This is a genomic window from Cellulomonas palmilytica, assembly GCF_021590045.1.
In the GTDB taxonomy this organism is placed as follows: Bacteria; Actinomycetota; Actinomycetes; order Actinomycetales; family Cellulomonadaceae; genus Cellulomonas; species Cellulomonas palmilytica.
This window is the reverse complement of sequence record NZ_CP062221.1, coordinates 1,027,911-1,043,034: the sequence shown is the minus strand read 5'-3', so window position 1 is coordinate 1,043,034 and position 15,124 is coordinate 1,027,911. Positions and strand designations below refer to the sequence as shown.

Genomic DNA, 15,124 nt, shown 5'->3' with positions numbered 1-15,124 from the left:
GGCGCGTGCCACATGTCGGAATGCCGCGATGACCTGCGGCTTCACCGATCGGGTGGAGGGAAGCGCTTCGACGGTGCGAACTCCACCCGCAGAGCCCGCGGCCGAGCGGGTGACGGCGTGAATCGGTTCGCGGGTGCGGGGCGGACCCCGGAGAGCGGTAACCAGGACCCGGCCCGCGCGCACCCGGCGCAGCGGGCGGGGCTGCGGACGGGCCGTCCGCGGGGAGGAGCGGACGTGCGACGGTCGACGAGGACGGGCACGACGAGGCGCCCGGGGACCACCCCGGACACGGGCCGACCGCCGACGAGGCGCCGACGCGGCGTCCTCTCGACAGCAGTCGCGACAGGACTGGCCGGCGTGCTCGCGGGCACCCTCGCCGGCGCGACGACCGCCGGGGCCGCCGAGCTCGACCCGGACCTCGTGGCGACCGCGCACACCGCGGGCCGCGTCGCGGCGGCGGCCGACGGCAGCGCGCAGCTGTCCTGGCCCGGCGTGTACTTCGAGGGCCGGTTCACGGGCACGGGCGTCGGCGTGCGGCTGTCCGACTCGGCCGCCGACTGGGAGGTGCAGGTCGACGGCACCCGCGTCGCGACGCTCGTCATGCCGGGCACCACGACGCACTGGGTGGAGGGCCTGAGCAGCGGCACGCACACCGTGCGCGTGGTCAAGCGCAACGAGTCGCCGTGGGCGACGAGCACGTTCCGCGGGTTCGTCGCCGCACCCGGCGGCCAGGTGCTGTCCGCTCCCGCCGCGCGCGACCTGCAGCTCGAGCTCCTGGGCGACTCGTTCACCGCCGGGTACGGCAACGAGTCCACGACGGGCCGCGACTGCTCGGGCGACCAGGTGAACCGCACGACCAACGCCGACCGGTCGTTCGGCGCGCTGGCGGCCCGCGACCTCGGTGCGGACTACCAGCTCAACGCGTTCTCCGGGCGCGGGCTCGTGCGCAACTACGCGGGCGGCGAGCCGGGCACGAGCTTCCGCACGTACGCCGACCGCGCGCTGCTGGCCGTCGCCGGCGACGTGTGGCAGCGACCCGCCTCCTGGACGCCCGAGGCCGTCGTCGTCGGGCTCGGGATCAACGACTTCTCGACGGCCGTCGGGTCGGGCGAGCAGTGGACACAGGCGTCGCTGCGCACCGCGTGGGTGCAGGCGTACGGCGAGCTGCTGACGAGCCTGCGCCGCACGAACCCTGACGCGTACCTCGTCGTGAGCGTCGCGGCGTCCGGCGGCACCGAGCAGCAGACGCTCGGGCGGCAGGTCGTCGATGCCGCACGCGCGGCCGGGGACACGCGCGTCGTGCTGTGGGACTACAGCGACGCGCCGCTCGACCTGCAGGGCTGCCACTGGCACCCGTCGCTCGCCGACCACCGCGTGCTCGCCGACCGGCTCGTCGCGTTCCTCGACCCGCTGCTCGACGGCGGCCCGACGCCGACGCCTACCCCGACGCCGACACCCACCCCGACGCCCACCCCGGTCCCGACGGACACGCCCACCCCGACGCCGACCCCGACACCCACGCCCACCCCGACACCCACGCCGACGTCGGGAGCGTTCGGCTGCACCGCGACGGTCACGGTGATGAACCGGTGGCCGGGCGGCTACCAGGCGACGCTGAAGGTGACGGCGGGCTCGACGCCGATCGTGGGCTGGCGCGTGGGCTTCACGCTGCCCACGGGCGGCTCGGTCGCGCAGGGCTGGAACGGCGTGTTCACGCAGTCCGGCACGGACGTGCTCGTCTCGGGGGCCGCCTGGAACGCGCAGCTGGGCGCGGGCCAGACGGCCGAGGCGGGCTACATCGGCTGGGGTCCGGAGCCGAGCGGGACGACGACCTGCGCCGCGGCCGTCCCGGCGGCCTGACCCGCGGGAGACGTCCAGGGACAGCCGCGGCCCGTCCGTTCAGCGGCGGACGGGCCGCGGCGCCAGCTCGGGCTCCTCGGGCTCGGAGAGCGACAGGAGCGCGCCGACGACGCCGGGGACGTCGCGGATGCGACGCTCGAGCGCGGCGAGCTGGTGGGACGCGTCGGTCTCCCCCGGTTCGCCCGTGAGGTCGACCGCGCCGGACAGGAACACCTGCCGCGCACCGACGAGCTCGAGCCGCAGGTCCGTGACCCGCGCGACCTCGGGCTGCGCGACGACGAGCGCGAGCGCCGCGTTCCAGAGCCGGTCGTCGACGACCTCCCCGACGAGGAACCGCCGGTTGCGCTGGATGAGCACCACGGCCACGACGCCCAGCAGCACGCCGACGAGGATCGAGCCGATCGCGTCGGGCACGGCGGACCCGGTGACCTGGTGCGCGGCGATCCCGGCGGCCGCGATGACGATGCCGACGAGCGCGGCGGCGTCCTCGAAGTACACCGCGCGGACCGTGGGGTCCGAGGTGCGCAGCACGTGCTCGAGCACCCCGCTGGACCGTCGTCGTGCCGCCGCCCGCACCTGCCGGTTCGCCTGCAGGAACGAGATCCCCTCCAGGACGAACGCGACGGCCAGCACGGCGTACGCGACACCGAAGTCGCTCGCGGGCTCGGCGTGCTGCAGCTCCTGGATCCCGTGCGTGATGGACACCCCGGCCCCGACGGCGAACAGCCCGATCGCGGCGAACATCGACCAGACGTAGACCTCGCGCCCGTAGCCGAGGGGGTGCGCACGGTCGGCGGGCCGGGCGGCCTTGCGCTGCGCGATCAGCAGGAACACCTCGTTGCCCGTGTCGGCCCAGGAGTGCGCCGCCTCGGCGAGCATCGACGCGGCGCCGGTGATGACGGCCGCCGCCGTCTTGGCGACCGCGATGAGCAGGTTCGCGACGAACGCGATCACGACCGTCAGCGTGCTCTCGCCGCCCGAGCCCTCGTCGTGCGCGGGCAGGCCGGGGAGCGTGGCGGGTGGTGGGGTGCTCACGCGAGCCCCGCGGGCGGCTCGTCGGGCTCGTCGGCGCCGGCGGCGGGCGGCCGGGTGGCGGGCGCTTCGGGACCGTCGGCGTGCGGGACGGGCAGCACGGCACCCACGGGCGCGGGCGCCGACGCGGCCGCCGCGTCCTGCGGGCGCACGGCCTCGGACGCCTGCTCGCGGCGCAGGGCGCGGTGGTCGAGCACCGCGGACGCGAGCCATGCGGTCGCGGTCGCGACGACGGCCACGGGGATCGCGTCGAGCCCGGCCCGCCCGACGAGCAGGCCCGCGAACAGCACGGGCGTGACGACCATGCGCGTCATCGCGGTCATGCCCGCCGCGGTGCCGAGCGCGATCGCCACGGTCGGGGACAGGTCGAAGACCACGGCCCCGAGGGTCGCGAGCGCGACGCCCAGGTACACCGCGGGGAAGATCGGCCCGCCGCGGAACCCCGCGCCCATGCTCACCGCGAACGCGAGCGACTTCGCGGCGAGCAGCAGCAGCACCGCGCCCGCGGTCTCCTGCGCGACGAGCGACGGCAGGCCGCTCTGACCGGAGAACAGCACGTCCTGGGAGTCGCCACCGAGTCCCTGCACCGCGAGCGCGAGCAGACCGACGAGGAGCCCGCCGCCGACGAGCAGCGCGAACCGCCCGACCCCAGGCTCGAGGTCGCGGATCCTCGTCGCGCCGTTGCGCACGAGGCGCGCGACGAGCACCGCGACCACGCCGACCGCGACCGCGAGGACCAGGTCCCGCACGAGCACGGTCTCGTAGGTGGGCAGCCCGGGTAGCGCGAGCCCGGCCATCGGCAGGCCGGTCCACGTGCCGATGCCGGTGATGAGCGTGTACGCGACGGCGGCGGAGACGAGCGCGGGCAGGATCAGCGAGATCACGAGCGCACCGGCGCCGACGCCGCTCTCGAGCAGCATGAGCCCCGCGACGAGGGGCCCGCCGAACAGCGTGGACATCGCGGCTCCGGAACCGGCGATGCCCATCGAGACCCGCGCGTGCTCGGCCAGCCGGGCCCGCTGCGTGAGCCACGTCCCGGCGGCCGCGCCGAGCGCGATGAGCGGCGCCTCAGGTCCCAGGACGATCCCGAACGGCAGGGTCGCGAGCGCGGCGAGCACCACGGACGCCGCGTCGCGCGGGTGGACCGCCGTCATCGACAGCCCCTCGATGGGTGAGTGCCCGCCGTCGCCCGGCAGCCGCCGCGCGCACCACACGAGCGCGCCGCCGACGACGGGCAGCCCGACGACGAGGTACCAGGGCGGCGCGTCGAGCCCGAGCGCGTCCGGCAGGTCGTCCCACAGCAGACCCTCGAGCTCGTGCACGGCCACGAAGAACAAGTAGGACACGATCCCGACGGGCAGGCCGAGCAGGGCACCGAGCGCCGTGAGCCGCAGCATGACGCGCGGCTCGACGACCGGCTGGTGCGCAGCCGGTCCGCCGGTGCGCGCGCCCGCCGGCGCGGTCTCGTCGGGCGAGCCCGACGCGGGCGTCCCCATGCCCGCGACAGTAGTGACGCATCGGCACCTGCGCGCGGCGTCCGTAGGCTGGCCCCGTGCCCCCCGCCACCCCCGTCGACCGCGACCTGTTCCGTCAGGTCGCCGCGCGACCGCACGAGCCGCTGCGCACGTACCACCCGCGCCGCGCGTCGCTCGGTCGGGACCGCTCGGACGCGCTCGACCGCCTGTTCGGCCGGCTCGGGTTCTCGGTGCACGACGAGGCCGCGCCGTTCCCCCGCACCGCGGACGGCCTGCTCGACACCGAGGCGCTCTTCGGCCGCCGCGCGCCCGTGGTCCTGGAGATCGGACCGGGCATGGGCGAGACGACCGCCGCGATGGCGCAGTCCGACCCGGACCGCGACTACCTCGCGGTCGAGGTGCACCTGCCCGGCCTGGCGAACCTGCTGCTGCTCGCCGAGCGCCTGGGCCTGACGAACCTGCGCGTGGCGCACGGTGACGCGCTGGAGCTCGCGCGCACGGCTCTCGCGCCCGACTCCCTCGACGCGGTGCACGCATTCTTCCCCGACCCGTGGCCCAAGGCCCGCCACCACAAGCGCCGCCTGGTCCAGCCCGAGCACGTCGCGCTGCTGCGCTCGCGCCTGCGCGTCGGCGGCACGCTGCACGTCGCGACGGACTGGGCGCCGTACGCCGAGCAGATGGTCGAGGTGCTCGACGCCGACCCGGGCCTCGACTCCGCGGGTCCCGTCCCTCGGCCGGAGCACCGCCCGGTCACCAAGTTCGAGGCACGTGCGCTCGCCATCGGCCGCGCGTCCACCGACGTGATCGCGAGGCGCCGCGCATGACCGACCTCCCCGACGAGAGCACGCCCCACGAGGGTTCGACGACCGGCTCCGGTTTCCGCCTGGGCATGGTGCCGGGCGTCAACCCGGGGCGCTGGGTGCGGGTGTGGGAGGAGCGGATCCGCGACGTCCCGCTCGAGCTGGTGCCCGTCCCGGCGGCGGACGCCGAGCGCGCGCTGCGGGCCGGCGAGGTCGCGGCGAGCCTCCTGCGCCTGCCGGTCGACCGCGACGGCGTGGACGTCATCACGATGTACACCGAGGCCACGGTCGTCGTCGTGCCGAAGGACCACCTGTTCACCGCGGCCGAGGAGATCACCGCGGCCGACCTGGCCGACGAGACGGTCGTCGTGCCCGGCGACGACGTGCTCGGCTGGTCGGACGCACCCGGCGAGCGGTTCGCGGGCGAGGTCGCGACGACCGACGAGGCGCTCGACCTGGTCGCCGCGGGCCACGCGGTGCTGCTCGCGCCGCACTCGGTCGCGCGCCTGCACCTGCGCCGCGGCCTGACCACCCGCCCGGTGACGGACGCCCCGGGCTCGGCCGTGGGCCTCGCGTGGCTCGTCGACGCGTACGACGACCTCACCGAGGAGCTCATCGGCATCGTCCGCGGCCGCACCGCCGCGTCGTCGCGCGGCCGCGCGGGCGCGGAGACCCCGGCGGCGCCGGGCACCGGCAAGAGCGCGGGCAAGGCGGGCGCGGGCAAGGCGGGCGCGGGCAAGGCGGGCGGGCGCAAGCCCACGGGCAACGCGTCGGCGAAGGGCTCCACGAAGAGCGGCTCGGCCAAGAGCGCCCGACGGGGCTCGTCAGGCGGACGCTCGTCGGGACGCCCCGGCCGCAAGGGCCGCCGCTAGCCAGGGTCTGCCGAACCTCCGCTGCCGAGGCGACGATGCGGGGTCGGCGTCTCGCTCGCGGGCGGTCAGCGGTACGCGTCGGCCCGGTGGGAGATGCGCACCACCAGGAGCACGTGGGTGTCGTCGTCCAGGGTGAACAGGACGCGGTAGTCGCCGCGGCGCGCGGAGCGCAGCCCCTCGAGCTCGTAGCGCAACGGCTTGGACATGCGCTCGGGGTTCGCCGGGAGCGTCCGAGTGACGAACTCCACGACGGCACCGGCGACGCGCGGGGGCAGACGGTCGAGCGAGCGGATCGCACTCGGCGCGACCTGGACCCGCCACGGTTCGGCGGCCTCGCTCACAGCGGCGGGAGGCCGTACCTGGCCCGCAGGCCCTCACCGGAGGTCGTCGTCTCCTCGGCCACCGCCTGGCGCGCCGCGGCGACGTCCTCGCGCACGCCCGGCTGGGACAGCCAGAAGAGGGTCTCGTGCAGGGAGTCCAGGTCGTCGGCTGACATCAGCACCGCCGCGCTGCGGCCGTGCTTCGTGATCTGGATGATCTCGTGAGTGCGGTCGGCCTCGTCGACGAGCGCCGACAGCCTGTCCTTCGCCTCGCTCAGTGCCACAGTCCTCATGGGCTCAGCATAGGCCTCCACACCAGCCTGGATGTAGCCAGACTCCTGGGCCACTTGTGGACCGCGTCCGTGCGCGCTGTCAGCGCCGCCACACCCACCGAGGCGAGGACCCGCGACGTGTGTCCCACACGTCCGATGTGGCGCCCGCAGGCGGGACGTGCGTCACATCTCCTTGACGGTTCCTCCGGTTCGCGTAAGTTAGGCGAGCCTCACTTAGGTGAGCCTCACAACGCGTCGTCGGTCACGACGCGTCCGTCCAGGGGGAGCACGACGCATGCACGAGCTGTTGTCCGCCGCGAGCGCCGACGCCTACGTCGACGCCATGCGCGGCACCGTTGACCGGGTCGCCACCCGGTTCCGCACCACCACCCAGCCGTTCTCCGGCGCGAGCCGCGAGCACCTGCAGGCCCTCGTCGACGCGGTCGACCTCGACGGCCCCGGGCACGGCACCGCCACCGCGCTGCGCGAGGTCGACGAGCTGTTCGCGCAGCACGCCGTGTGGTTCCACGACCCGGCCTACGCCGCGCACCTCAACTGCCCCGTCGCGGTCCCGGCCGTGGCGGCCGAGGCCGTGCTGGCGGCCATCAACCCGAGCGTCGACACGTACGACCAGTCGACGGTCGGCACGCTCATGGAGCGCCGGCTGGTCGCGTGGACCGCGGGCCGCATCGGGTTCCCCGCGGGCGGCGGCGTCTTCACCTCGGGCGGCACGCAGTCGAACCTGCAGGCGCTGCTCGTCGCCCGTGAGCACGCGCTCGCGACGACGCCCGGGGCGGACCTGCGCGACCTCGTCGTGCTCGCGACCGCGTCGAGCCACTTCTCGGTGCAGAAGTCGGCGCGCCTGCTGGGCCTCGCACCGGACGCCGTGCGCCTCGTTCCGGTCGACGAGCGCGGCCGCATGCGGCCGGAGGCGCTGGCGATCGCGCTGCGGCACGTCGAGCGCGACGGGCGGCACGCCATGGCCGTCGTCGCGACCGCCGGGACCACCGACCGCGGCTGCGTCGACCCGCTCGCGCGCGTCGCCGACGTGTGCGACGCCGCCGACGTGTGGCTGCACGTCGACGCCGCGTACGGGTGCGGGCTGCTCGTCAGCCGCACGCGCCGGCACCTGCTCGACGGCATCGAGCGGGCACGCTCGGTCACGGTCGACTTCCACAAGGCGTTCTTCCAGCCCGTGTCGTCGTCCGCGCTCGTCGTGCGCCACGCCGCCGACCTGCGCCTCGTCGCGCACCACGCCGACTACCTCAACCCCGAGCACGAGGACGAGCCCAACCAGGTCGACGTGTCCCTGCAGACGACGAGGCGGTTCGACGCGCTCAAGCTGTGGGTGACGCTGCGCGCGCTGGGTGCCGACCGCATCGGCGAGCTGGTCGACGCGACCATCGACCTGGCCGCGGCCGTGCACCGCGAGGTGCAGGACGACCCGGACCTGCGGCTGCTCGCGCGCAGCGACCTGTCGACGGTGCTGTTCCGCTACCAGCCCGACGGGCTGCCCGACGCGCAGGCCGACGCGCTCGTCGGCCAGGTGCGTCGCGTGCTGTTCGACTCGGGGCGCGCGCTCGTCGCCCGCACGAGCCTCGACGGCCGCCCGGCCCTGAAGCTCACGCTGCTCAACCCCGCCACGACCCTCGACGACGTCCGGCACGTCCTCGACCTCGTGAAGCAGGCGGCCTCCGCGCTCGTCGAGGGCGACGACCTGCTGGCGACGGCGGTGGCCCGATGAGCGCGGGGCGCGTGCACGACGTCGTCGGCATCGGGATCGGGCCGTTCAACCTGGGGCTGGCCGCGCTGGCCGACCCGCTCGACCTCGACGCGGTCTTCCTCGACCGCGCGGCGGAGTTCCGCTGGCACCCCGGCATGATGCTCGAGGGCGCGACCATCCAGGTGCCGTTCCTCGCGGACCTCGTGACCATGGCCGATCCGACGAGCCGGTTCTCGTTCCTCGCGTGGCTCAAGGCCACCGGGCGCCTGTACCCGTTCTACATCCGCGAGAGCTTCTACCCGCTGCGCAGCGAGTACGACGCGTACTGCCGGTGGGTCGCCGAGCAGCTCCCGTCGCTGCGCTGGGGCCGGGACGTCACCGCCGTGGAGGTCGACCCCGACGACGAGGACCTGTACGTCGTGCACGCCCGCACGGCCGACGGCACGGGGTCCGGCCGCACGGGGTCCGGCCGCACGGGGTCCGGCCGCACGGAGACGTATCGCACGCGGCACGTGGTGCTCGGCGTCGGCACGCGGCCCGTCGTCCCGGAGGCGCTGCGCGGCCTGCCCGGGCCGTGGCTGCACTCCGCGGACTACCTGACGCACCGCGAGACCCTGCGCGGGGCGCCGTCCGTCACGGTCGTCGGCTCCGGACAGTCCGCCGCGGAGGTGTACCGCGACCTGCTCGAGACGCTCGACACCGAGCGCGGCCGGCTCGACTGGGTGACGCGCTCGCCGCGGTTCTTCCCGATGGAGTACACCAAGCTCACGCTCGAGCTGACGTCGCCGGAGTACACCGACCACTTCCACGCGCTGCCGATGGACGTGCGCGACCGGCTCACGCGCGAGCAGCGCTCCCTCTACAAGGGCATCAGCGGCGACCTCGTCGACGACATCTACGACACGCTCTACCGCCGCAGCGCCACCGGCCCGGTCCCGACGACGCTGCTGACCGACACGGAGGTCACCGGGGCGACCTGGGACGAGGTCGCCGGCGAGTACACGCTGCGGCTGCGCCACGGGCAGACGGGCGCCGAGCACGAGCGCACGACGAGCGCGCTCGTCCTGGCCACGGGCTACGCCGCGGGCGTGCCGGACGTGCTGCTGGGGATCGCGGACCGGCTCGACTGGGACGCGCGCGGACGCCTCGCGGTGGCGCGCGACTACTCGGTCGACGGCGGGCGGCGCCGCGTGTTCGTGCAGAACGGCGAGGAGCACACGCACGGGCTCACCGCGCCGGACCTCGGGTTCGGCGCGTGGCGGTCGTCGGCGATCCTCGCGGCGGTCTGCGGGCGGGAGGTCTACCCGCGCGAGGAGCGCATCGCGTTCCAGGACTTCGGTGTGCCCGGCGGGTCCCACCCCGCTCCCGCGGGGACGGTCACGCCGCCGAGCACCGCGGTGCCCGCCGGGGCCGCGCGGGTCGCGCGGTGACGGCGAGCGCACCGACGCCGGCGCGCGAGCCGTGGCGGCTGCTCGGACCCGTCACGCTCGAAGCCGTCGTGCCCGAGCGTGACGCGGCCGTGCTGCACGCGTGGCTCACGCACCCGGCGTCGCACTACTGGGCCATGGGTGGGCTGGGTCCCGACGACGTGCTCGCGTACGAGAGCCGCGTCGCGGCGTCCGACGACGAGCACGCGTGGCTCGGCTGCGTCGCCGGGACCGCGACGTTCCTCGTCGAGACCTACGACCCGGCGCGCGTGCTGCTCACGGGCGTGCACGACGCCGAGCCCGGCGACGTCGGGATGCACCTGCTCGTCGCACCGCCCACCGGTCCGCGTGTGACCGGCCTGACCGACGCCGTGATGGCCGCGACGATGCGCTTCTGCTTCGGGCCGCTGGGCGCCGCGCGCGTCGTCGTCGAGCCCGACGTGCGCAACACCGCGATCGCCGCCAAGAACGCCGCCGCGGGCTTCCGCGTGCTGCGCGAGGTCGACCTGCCCGGCAAGCGCGCCGCGCTGTCGGTGTGCACGCGCGCCGAGTTCGCCGCGAGCCGCCTCGGCGCCCCACCGCGCCCCGCCACCACCCGCCGCGACCCCCGCCAGGCCGCGCCCGCCGCACCCGGAGACACCCGATGACCACCGCACCCACGACCCTGACGCCCGCCGCGGCCGACCCGCACCCCGCCGACCACCTCACGCCCGGGCACCTGGCCGCCGCGCAGCGGCACCTCGTCGCCAAGGCGCTCGCGGAGTTCACGCACGAGCGACTGCTCGCCCCCGCCCGCGACCGCGCGGCCGGCCGGGACGCGTTCGTCGTCGCGCTCGACGCGCCCGACGGTCCGGTCGCGTACCGATTCCGCGCGCGGCGCCTCGCGCTCGAGCACTGGGTGATCGACGCCGCGACCCTGACCCGCGAGCGCGCGGGCGTCCCCGCGGACCTCGACGTCCTCGAGCTCGTGCTCGAGCTGCAGCCGTTGCTGCGCATCCCCGACGACCTGCTCGCGCTCTACCTCGAGGAGCTGTCGGCGACGCTCGCGTCCGCCGCGTACAAGCGGCACCGCCCCGGGCCTCCGGTCGCCGCGCTGCTGCACGCGGACCTCGCGACCGTCGAGGCCGCGATGACGGAGGGCCACCCCGGCTTCGTCGCGAACAACGGCCGCATCGGGTTCGGGGTCCGCGAGCACGACGCGTACGCGCCCGAGGCCGCGCGTGACGTGCGGCTCGTCTGGCTCGCCGCGCGGCGCGACCGCACGCACCTCGCGCTCGGCGGCGGGCTCGCCGAGGACACGCTGTACGCGCGCGAGCTCGGCGCCGCCACGCTCGCGCGCTTCTCGGCCCGCCTGCGCGACCTCGGCCTCGACCCCGCCGACTACCGCTACCTGCCGGTGCACCCGTGGCAGTGGGAGCACAAGGTGGCCGTGACGTTCGCGCCCGACGTCGCGCGCCGTGACCTCGTCCTGCTCGGCGAGTCGGACGACGCGTACCGCGCGCAGCAGTCGATCCGCACGTTCCTCAACGTCACCACCCCGGCGCGGGACTACGTGAAGACGGCCGTCGCGATCCAGAACATGGGGTTCCTGCGCGGCCTGAGCCCGGCCTACATGCGCGCGACCCCGGCGATCAACGACTGGGTCGCCGACCTCGTGCACGGCGACCCCGAGCTCGTCGCGTGCGGCGTGCGCGTGCTGCGCGAGCACGCGTCGATCGGGTACACGGGCGACGTCTACCACCGCACGCCGCAGCCGAACGCGCACCGCAAGATGCTCGCGGCGCTGTGGCGCGAGTCCCCCGTGCCGCTGCTGCGCGACGGCGAGCGGGCAGCCACGATGGCCGCGCTGCTGCATCGCGACGCCCACGGCGACGCGTACGCGACCGCAGCCGTCCGGGCCTCCGGGCTCGACCCGGTCGACTGGCTCGCCGCCTACCTGCGCGTCTACCTGCGCCCGCTCGTGCACTGCTTGCGCGCGCACGCCCTGGCGTTCATGCCGCACGGCGAGAACGTCATCCTGGTGCTGCGCGACCACGTGCCCGTGGGCGCGTTCCTCAAGGACATCGGCGAGGAGGTCGCGGTGATGGACGAGAGGCCGCTGCCGCCCGGCGTCGAGCGTGTGCGCGCCGTCGTCGACCCGGCCGAGCGCGCCGACGCGATCCTCGTCGACGTGCTCGACGGCGTGCTGCGCCACCTCGCGGGCATCCTCGTGACCGACGGCGTGCTCACGCAGGACGAGTTCTGGGGCGCGGTCGCCCGGTGCCTCGACGAGCACGCGGCCGACCACCCGGACCTGCCCGCCGACGTCGACGTGCGCGTCGCGCGGTTCCGGCACTCCTGCCTCAACCGCCTGCAGCTGCGCAACACGCTGCAGATGGTCGACCTCACCGACCAGGGCGGGTCGTTCATCTACGCCGGGACGCTCGCCAACCCGGTCGCGCGCGACGACGCGCTCGTCACGGCGGGCTGAGCGGGCATGGGGACGGGCGCCGAGGTCCGGCGCGACGCGTGGGGCGTGCCGCACGTGCGGGCCGACGACGAGCTCGCGCTCGCGCACGCGCAGGGGCGCGTCACCGCGCACGACCGGACGTGGCAGCTGCGGCTGCTGCGCGCACAGGTCGCGGGGGCGAGCGCCGCGCTGCTCGGGCCCACGGGCCTGCCGTGGGACGTGCTCGCGCGTCGGGTCCGGCTGGCCGACACCGCGCGCCGGGCGTACGCGGCGCTCGCGGACGACGACCGCGCGTGGGTCGACGCGTACGCGGCCGGCGTGCGGGAGGGGCTCGTCGCCGCGGGGCCGACGGCCGAGGAGCGCGAGCTCGACCGCGTGCTCCCGCCGCGCGGCCCGGGCGCCGCCGACACCGACGACCCGTGGCCCGCGTGGGCGCCGCTCGGTGCGCTGCACGCCTACCACGTGCTGTTCTCGACGTTCCCGCGCGTCCTGTGGCACGCGCACGTCGTCCGGCTCGTGCGCGACGCGACACCCGGGTCGCCGCTCGCGGGCCTCGACCCCGTGCGGCTGCTCGCACTGTTCGACCCGTCCGAGGGCGGCCCGACCGCGGGCTCCAACGCGTGGGCCGTGCACGGGTCACGCACGGCGTCGGGCGCGCCGCTGCTCGCGGGCGACCCGCACCGCCTGCTCGACCTACCCGGCACGTACCAGCAGGTCCGGCTCGCGTGCCCCGGCTACGACGTGCTCGGCCTCGCGTTCGTCGGCGTGCCGGGCGTCCCGCACTTCGGCCACGCGGGCGGCGCGGCGTGGGGCATCACCAACGCGATGGCGCACAGCGCCGAGGTGGTGCACGAGCGGCTGCGCCGCGGGCCGGACGGCACGTGGCAGGCGTGGGGGCCGGGCGGGTGGGAGCCGACCGCACGGGCGGTCGAGCACGTCACGGTGCGCGGCGGGGACGCGGTCGAGGTCGAGGTCGTCGAGACGGTGCGCGGTCCGCTCGTCGTGCGGGGCCTCGACGTGACGGCCCCCGCCCGGCTGCACGACGAGCCGCGTGACAGGTCCGACCACGAGCCGGGCCGCGGGACCGGGGACGACGAGCCCGGCCACGAGGACGCGTACGCGCTGCGGCTGCCCGCGCGCGTCGACTCCGACCTCGGGATCGCGACGGCCCGGCGCCTGCTGCACGCCCGCACGGCGCACGACGTGCACGAGGCGTTCACCGGCTGGGTGGACCCCGTCGACCGCGTGGTCGCGGCCGACACCGAGGGCACGGTGCTCGCGTTCGACGCGGGCCGCGTCGCGGACCGACCGCGCGCGCAGCGGCTCGTGCCCCTCGTCGCGTGGGACCCTGGGCACGCACCCCGTCCATGGCGGCGCCTCGCCGCGCCCGTCGTCGTGACGGGTGTGCACGTCGACGCCAACGAACGCCCCGCCGAGCCGACGCGCGACCACGGCACGGCCTACGCGCCGGACCGCGCCGACCGCCTGCGCTCGCTGCTCACGGACCGCACCGGCCTCACGCCGGCGGACATGGGCGCGCTGCACGGCGACACGCGCCTGGCCGAGGCGGACCGCCTGGTCGCCCTGGTCGCACGTGTCGGCGGGCTCGACGGCCCGGCCGCGGCGCTGCGCGACCGCCTGCTCGCGTGGGACCGCCGCATGGACGCCGCGAGCACCGACGCGGCCGCGTACGCCGCCGTGCGGGGCGCGCTCGCTCGCCGGCTCGTGGCCGAGCCCGCGCTCGCGGCGCTCGGTGCGCCGCACGGGCTGGGCGCCGTGCTCGACCCGTGGCTGGGCGTGCGGGGGCGCGTCGCGCTCGTCGTCCCCGCGCTCCTCGACGCCCCGGGGACCGACCTCGGGATCGACGGGGACGCGCTGGTGCGGGCCGCCCTCGTCGAGGTCGCCGACGGCCCCGAGCCGGGCCCCTGGGGCGAGCGGCACACCGTGCTCCCCGCGCACGTGCTCGACGACGTGCCGGGCGCCGTGCCACCGCGCGTCCCGTCGCTGCCGCTGAGCGGCGACCAGGACACCGTGCGCTGCACCGGGAGCGTGCCGGGCGTCACCGACCGCGCCTACCGCGGGTCCGTCGCGCGGTGGGTGTGGGACCTCGCGGACCGCGACCGCAGCCGGTGGGGCGTCCCGTTCGGCGCGAGCGGTGACCCGGCGGGCCCGCACCTCGCCGACCAGCACGCGGTGTGGGCGCGGGCGCGGACGGTCGAGGTCGTGATCGCGTGGGACACGCTGACCCCCGACCCGCAGGCGCTCGGGCGGACGCCGTCGGGCGAGGGACCGGGCGCCGAGGCGTCGTCGGGCGAGGGCCCGGCCGGGACGTCGCCCGTCGCGTGGGCGGTCGGCCCCCGCGGGGCGGTCGTCGCGGACGAGGACTCCCAGGTCGGCCACCTGACCTGGACGGTCCTCGACCCCGACGCCGACCTGCCGCTGCTGCACCAGTGGGTCACCGCGCGGGGCACGGGGTTCTGGGGCCTGGCCCACCTCGCGCCCGACGAGCTGCGCGACACGTACGCGTTCGTCGACGACCTGCCGCACCACCACGCACTGATCGTGCACGCCGACGGCGTTCCCGCGGGGCTCGTGCAGGTCTACGACCCCGCGCTCGACCCGGTGGGCGAGGTGTACGACGTGCGGGCCGGCGACGTGGGCATGCACGTGCTGGTCGGCGCGCGCCCGCCGCGCGGCTCGGTCGCCGGGCTACTGGGCGCGGTCGTGGACCTGATCGGCACCCGCCGGGGCGTGCGCCGCGTGGTCGCCGAACCGGACGCGGCGAACGCGGCGATCCTGCGGCACGCGCGCGCCCTGGGCTTCGAGCTCGGCCCGGAGGTGGACCTGCCGACCAAGCGCGCGCGCCTGGTCTGGCGCGACTCCCGCTAGGTCGG

At 76.1% G+C, this 15,124-nt stretch carries 12 protein-coding genes; 8 read left to right on the top strand and 4 right to left on the bottom strand.

Annotation, left to right across the window (positions count from 1 at the left end):
• The first annotated feature begins 357 nt into the window (after nt 1-357).
• A complete protein-coding gene (locus F1D97_RS04985) occupies nt 358-1,860 on the top strand; it encodes a cellulose binding domain-containing protein (protein WP_236122632.1) in 1,503 nt (500 codons plus the stop codon).
• A gap of 39 nt (nt 1,861-1,899) precedes the next feature.
• Here the strand turns inward: F1D97_RS04985 and F1D97_RS04980 are convergent, their stop codons facing one another.
• Entirely contained in the window at nt 1,900-2,895 is a 996-nt protein-coding gene (locus F1D97_RS04980; protein WP_396022560.1) for a cation diffusion facilitator family transporter, read from the bottom strand.
• Complete coding sequence (locus tag F1D97_RS17410; protein ID WP_263008798.1) at nt 2,892-4,388, bottom strand: chloride channel protein; 1,497 nt, start codon at nt 4,386-4,388, stop codon at nt 2,892-2,894. Before F1D97_RS17410 ends, F1D97_RS04980 begins: the two co-directional genes overlap by 4 nt.
• A gap of 56 nt (nt 4,389-4,444) precedes the next feature.
• Here F1D97_RS17410 and trmB point away from each other — a divergent pair, with 56 nt between their 5' ends.
• Nucleotides 4,445-5,191 carry a tRNA (guanosine(46)-N7)-methyltransferase TrmB gene (gene trmB / locus F1D97_RS04970; protein ID WP_236122629.1) on the top strand — a complete coding sequence of 249 codons (747 nt, stop codon included), beginning with the start codon at nt 4,445-4,447 and terminating at the stop codon, nt 5,189-5,191.
• Nucleotides 5,188-6,039 (top strand): LysR family substrate-binding domain-containing protein, encoded by an 852-nt coding sequence (locus tag F1D97_RS04965; protein WP_236122622.1) that lies wholly within the window; start codon nt 5,188-5,190, stop codon nt 6,037-6,039. Before trmB ends, F1D97_RS04965 begins: the two co-directional genes overlap by 4 nt.
• A 65-nt stretch (nt 6,040-6,104) precedes the next feature.
• On the opposite strand, the gene F1D97_RS04960 is transcribed toward F1D97_RS04965, so the two are convergent.
• Nucleotides 6,105-6,380: a type II toxin-antitoxin system RelE family toxin gene (locus F1D97_RS04960; protein WP_236122620.1), complete on the bottom strand. Its 276-nt coding sequence runs from the start codon at nt 6,378-6,380 to the stop codon at nt 6,105-6,107.
• The gene (locus F1D97_RS04955) at nt 6,377-6,652 is read right to left on the bottom strand and encodes a type II toxin-antitoxin system Phd/YefM family antitoxin (RefSeq protein WP_236122619.1); all 276 of its coding nucleotides are present in this window, start codon (nt 6,650-6,652) and stop codon (nt 6,377-6,379) included. The genes F1D97_RS04960 and F1D97_RS04955 overlap by 4 nt, the downstream gene beginning before the upstream one ends.
• A gap of 274 nt (nt 6,653-6,926) precedes the next feature.
• Between F1D97_RS04955 and F1D97_RS04950 the strand changes: the two genes are divergently transcribed.
• Genes F1D97_RS04950 through F1D97_RS04930 form a run of 5 tightly spaced genes read left to right on the top strand, consistent with a single transcriptional unit; the run spans nt 6,927 to nt 15,119 of the window.
• Complete coding sequence (locus F1D97_RS04950) at nt 6,927-8,375, top strand: pyridoxal phosphate-dependent decarboxylase family protein (protein WP_236122617.1); 1,449 nt, start codon at nt 6,927-6,929, stop codon at nt 8,373-8,375.
• The gene (locus tag F1D97_RS04945; protein ID WP_236122613.1) at nt 8,372-9,784 is read left to right on the top strand and encodes a lysine N(6)-hydroxylase/L-ornithine N(5)-oxygenase family protein; all 1,413 of its coding nucleotides are present in this window, start codon (nt 8,372-8,374) and stop codon (nt 9,782-9,784) included. The genes F1D97_RS04950 and F1D97_RS04945 overlap by 4 nt, the downstream gene beginning before the upstream one ends.
• Nucleotides 9,781-10,428 (top strand): GNAT family N-acetyltransferase, encoded by a 648-nt coding sequence (locus F1D97_RS04940; RefSeq protein ID WP_236122611.1) that lies wholly within the window; start codon nt 9,781-9,783, stop codon nt 10,426-10,428. Before F1D97_RS04945 ends, F1D97_RS04940 begins: the two co-directional genes overlap by 4 nt.
• Complete coding sequence (locus F1D97_RS04935) at nt 10,425-12,251, top strand: IucA/IucC family protein (protein WP_236122608.1); 1,827 nt, start codon at nt 10,425-10,427, stop codon at nt 12,249-12,251. The genes F1D97_RS04940 and F1D97_RS04935 overlap by 4 nt, the downstream gene beginning before the upstream one ends.
• Before the next feature lie 6 nt (nt 12,252-12,257).
• On the top strand, nt 12,258-15,119 hold the full coding sequence (locus tag F1D97_RS04930; RefSeq protein ID WP_317618956.1) for a GNAT family N-acetyltransferase: 2,862 nt from the start codon (nt 12,258-12,260) through the stop codon (nt 15,117-15,119).
• The last annotated feature ends 5 nt before the right edge of the window (nt 15,120-15,124 follow it).

Bases quoted from the DNA above. Each gene is read 5' to 3' on its own strand.
- F1D97_RS04955 (WP_236122619.1), bottom strand. From the start codon at position 6,652: ATGAGGACTGTGGCACTGAGCGAGGCGAAGGACAGGCTGTCGGCGCTC.
- F1D97_RS04935 (WP_236122608.1), top strand. From the start codon at position 10,425: ATGACCACCGCACCCACGACCCTGACGCCCGCCGCGGCCGACCCGCAC.
- F1D97_RS04930 (WP_317618956.1), top strand. From the start codon at position 12,258: ATGGGGACGGGCGCCGAGGTCCGGCGCGACGCGTGGGGCGTGCCGCAC.
- F1D97_RS04965 (WP_236122622.1), top strand. From the start codon at position 5,188: ATGACCGACCTCCCCGACGAGAGCACGCCCCACGAGGGTTCGACGACC.
- F1D97_RS04950 (WP_236122617.1), top strand. From the start codon at position 6,927: ATGCACGAGCTGTTGTCCGCCGCGAGCGCCGACGCCTACGTCGACGCC.
- F1D97_RS17410 (WP_263008798.1), bottom strand. From the start codon at position 4,388: ATGGGGACGCCCGCGTCGGGCTCGCCCGACGAGACCGCGCCGGCGGGC.
- F1D97_RS04945 (WP_236122613.1), top strand. From the start codon at position 8,372: ATGAGCGCGGGGCGCGTGCACGACGTCGTCGGCATCGGGATCGGGCCG.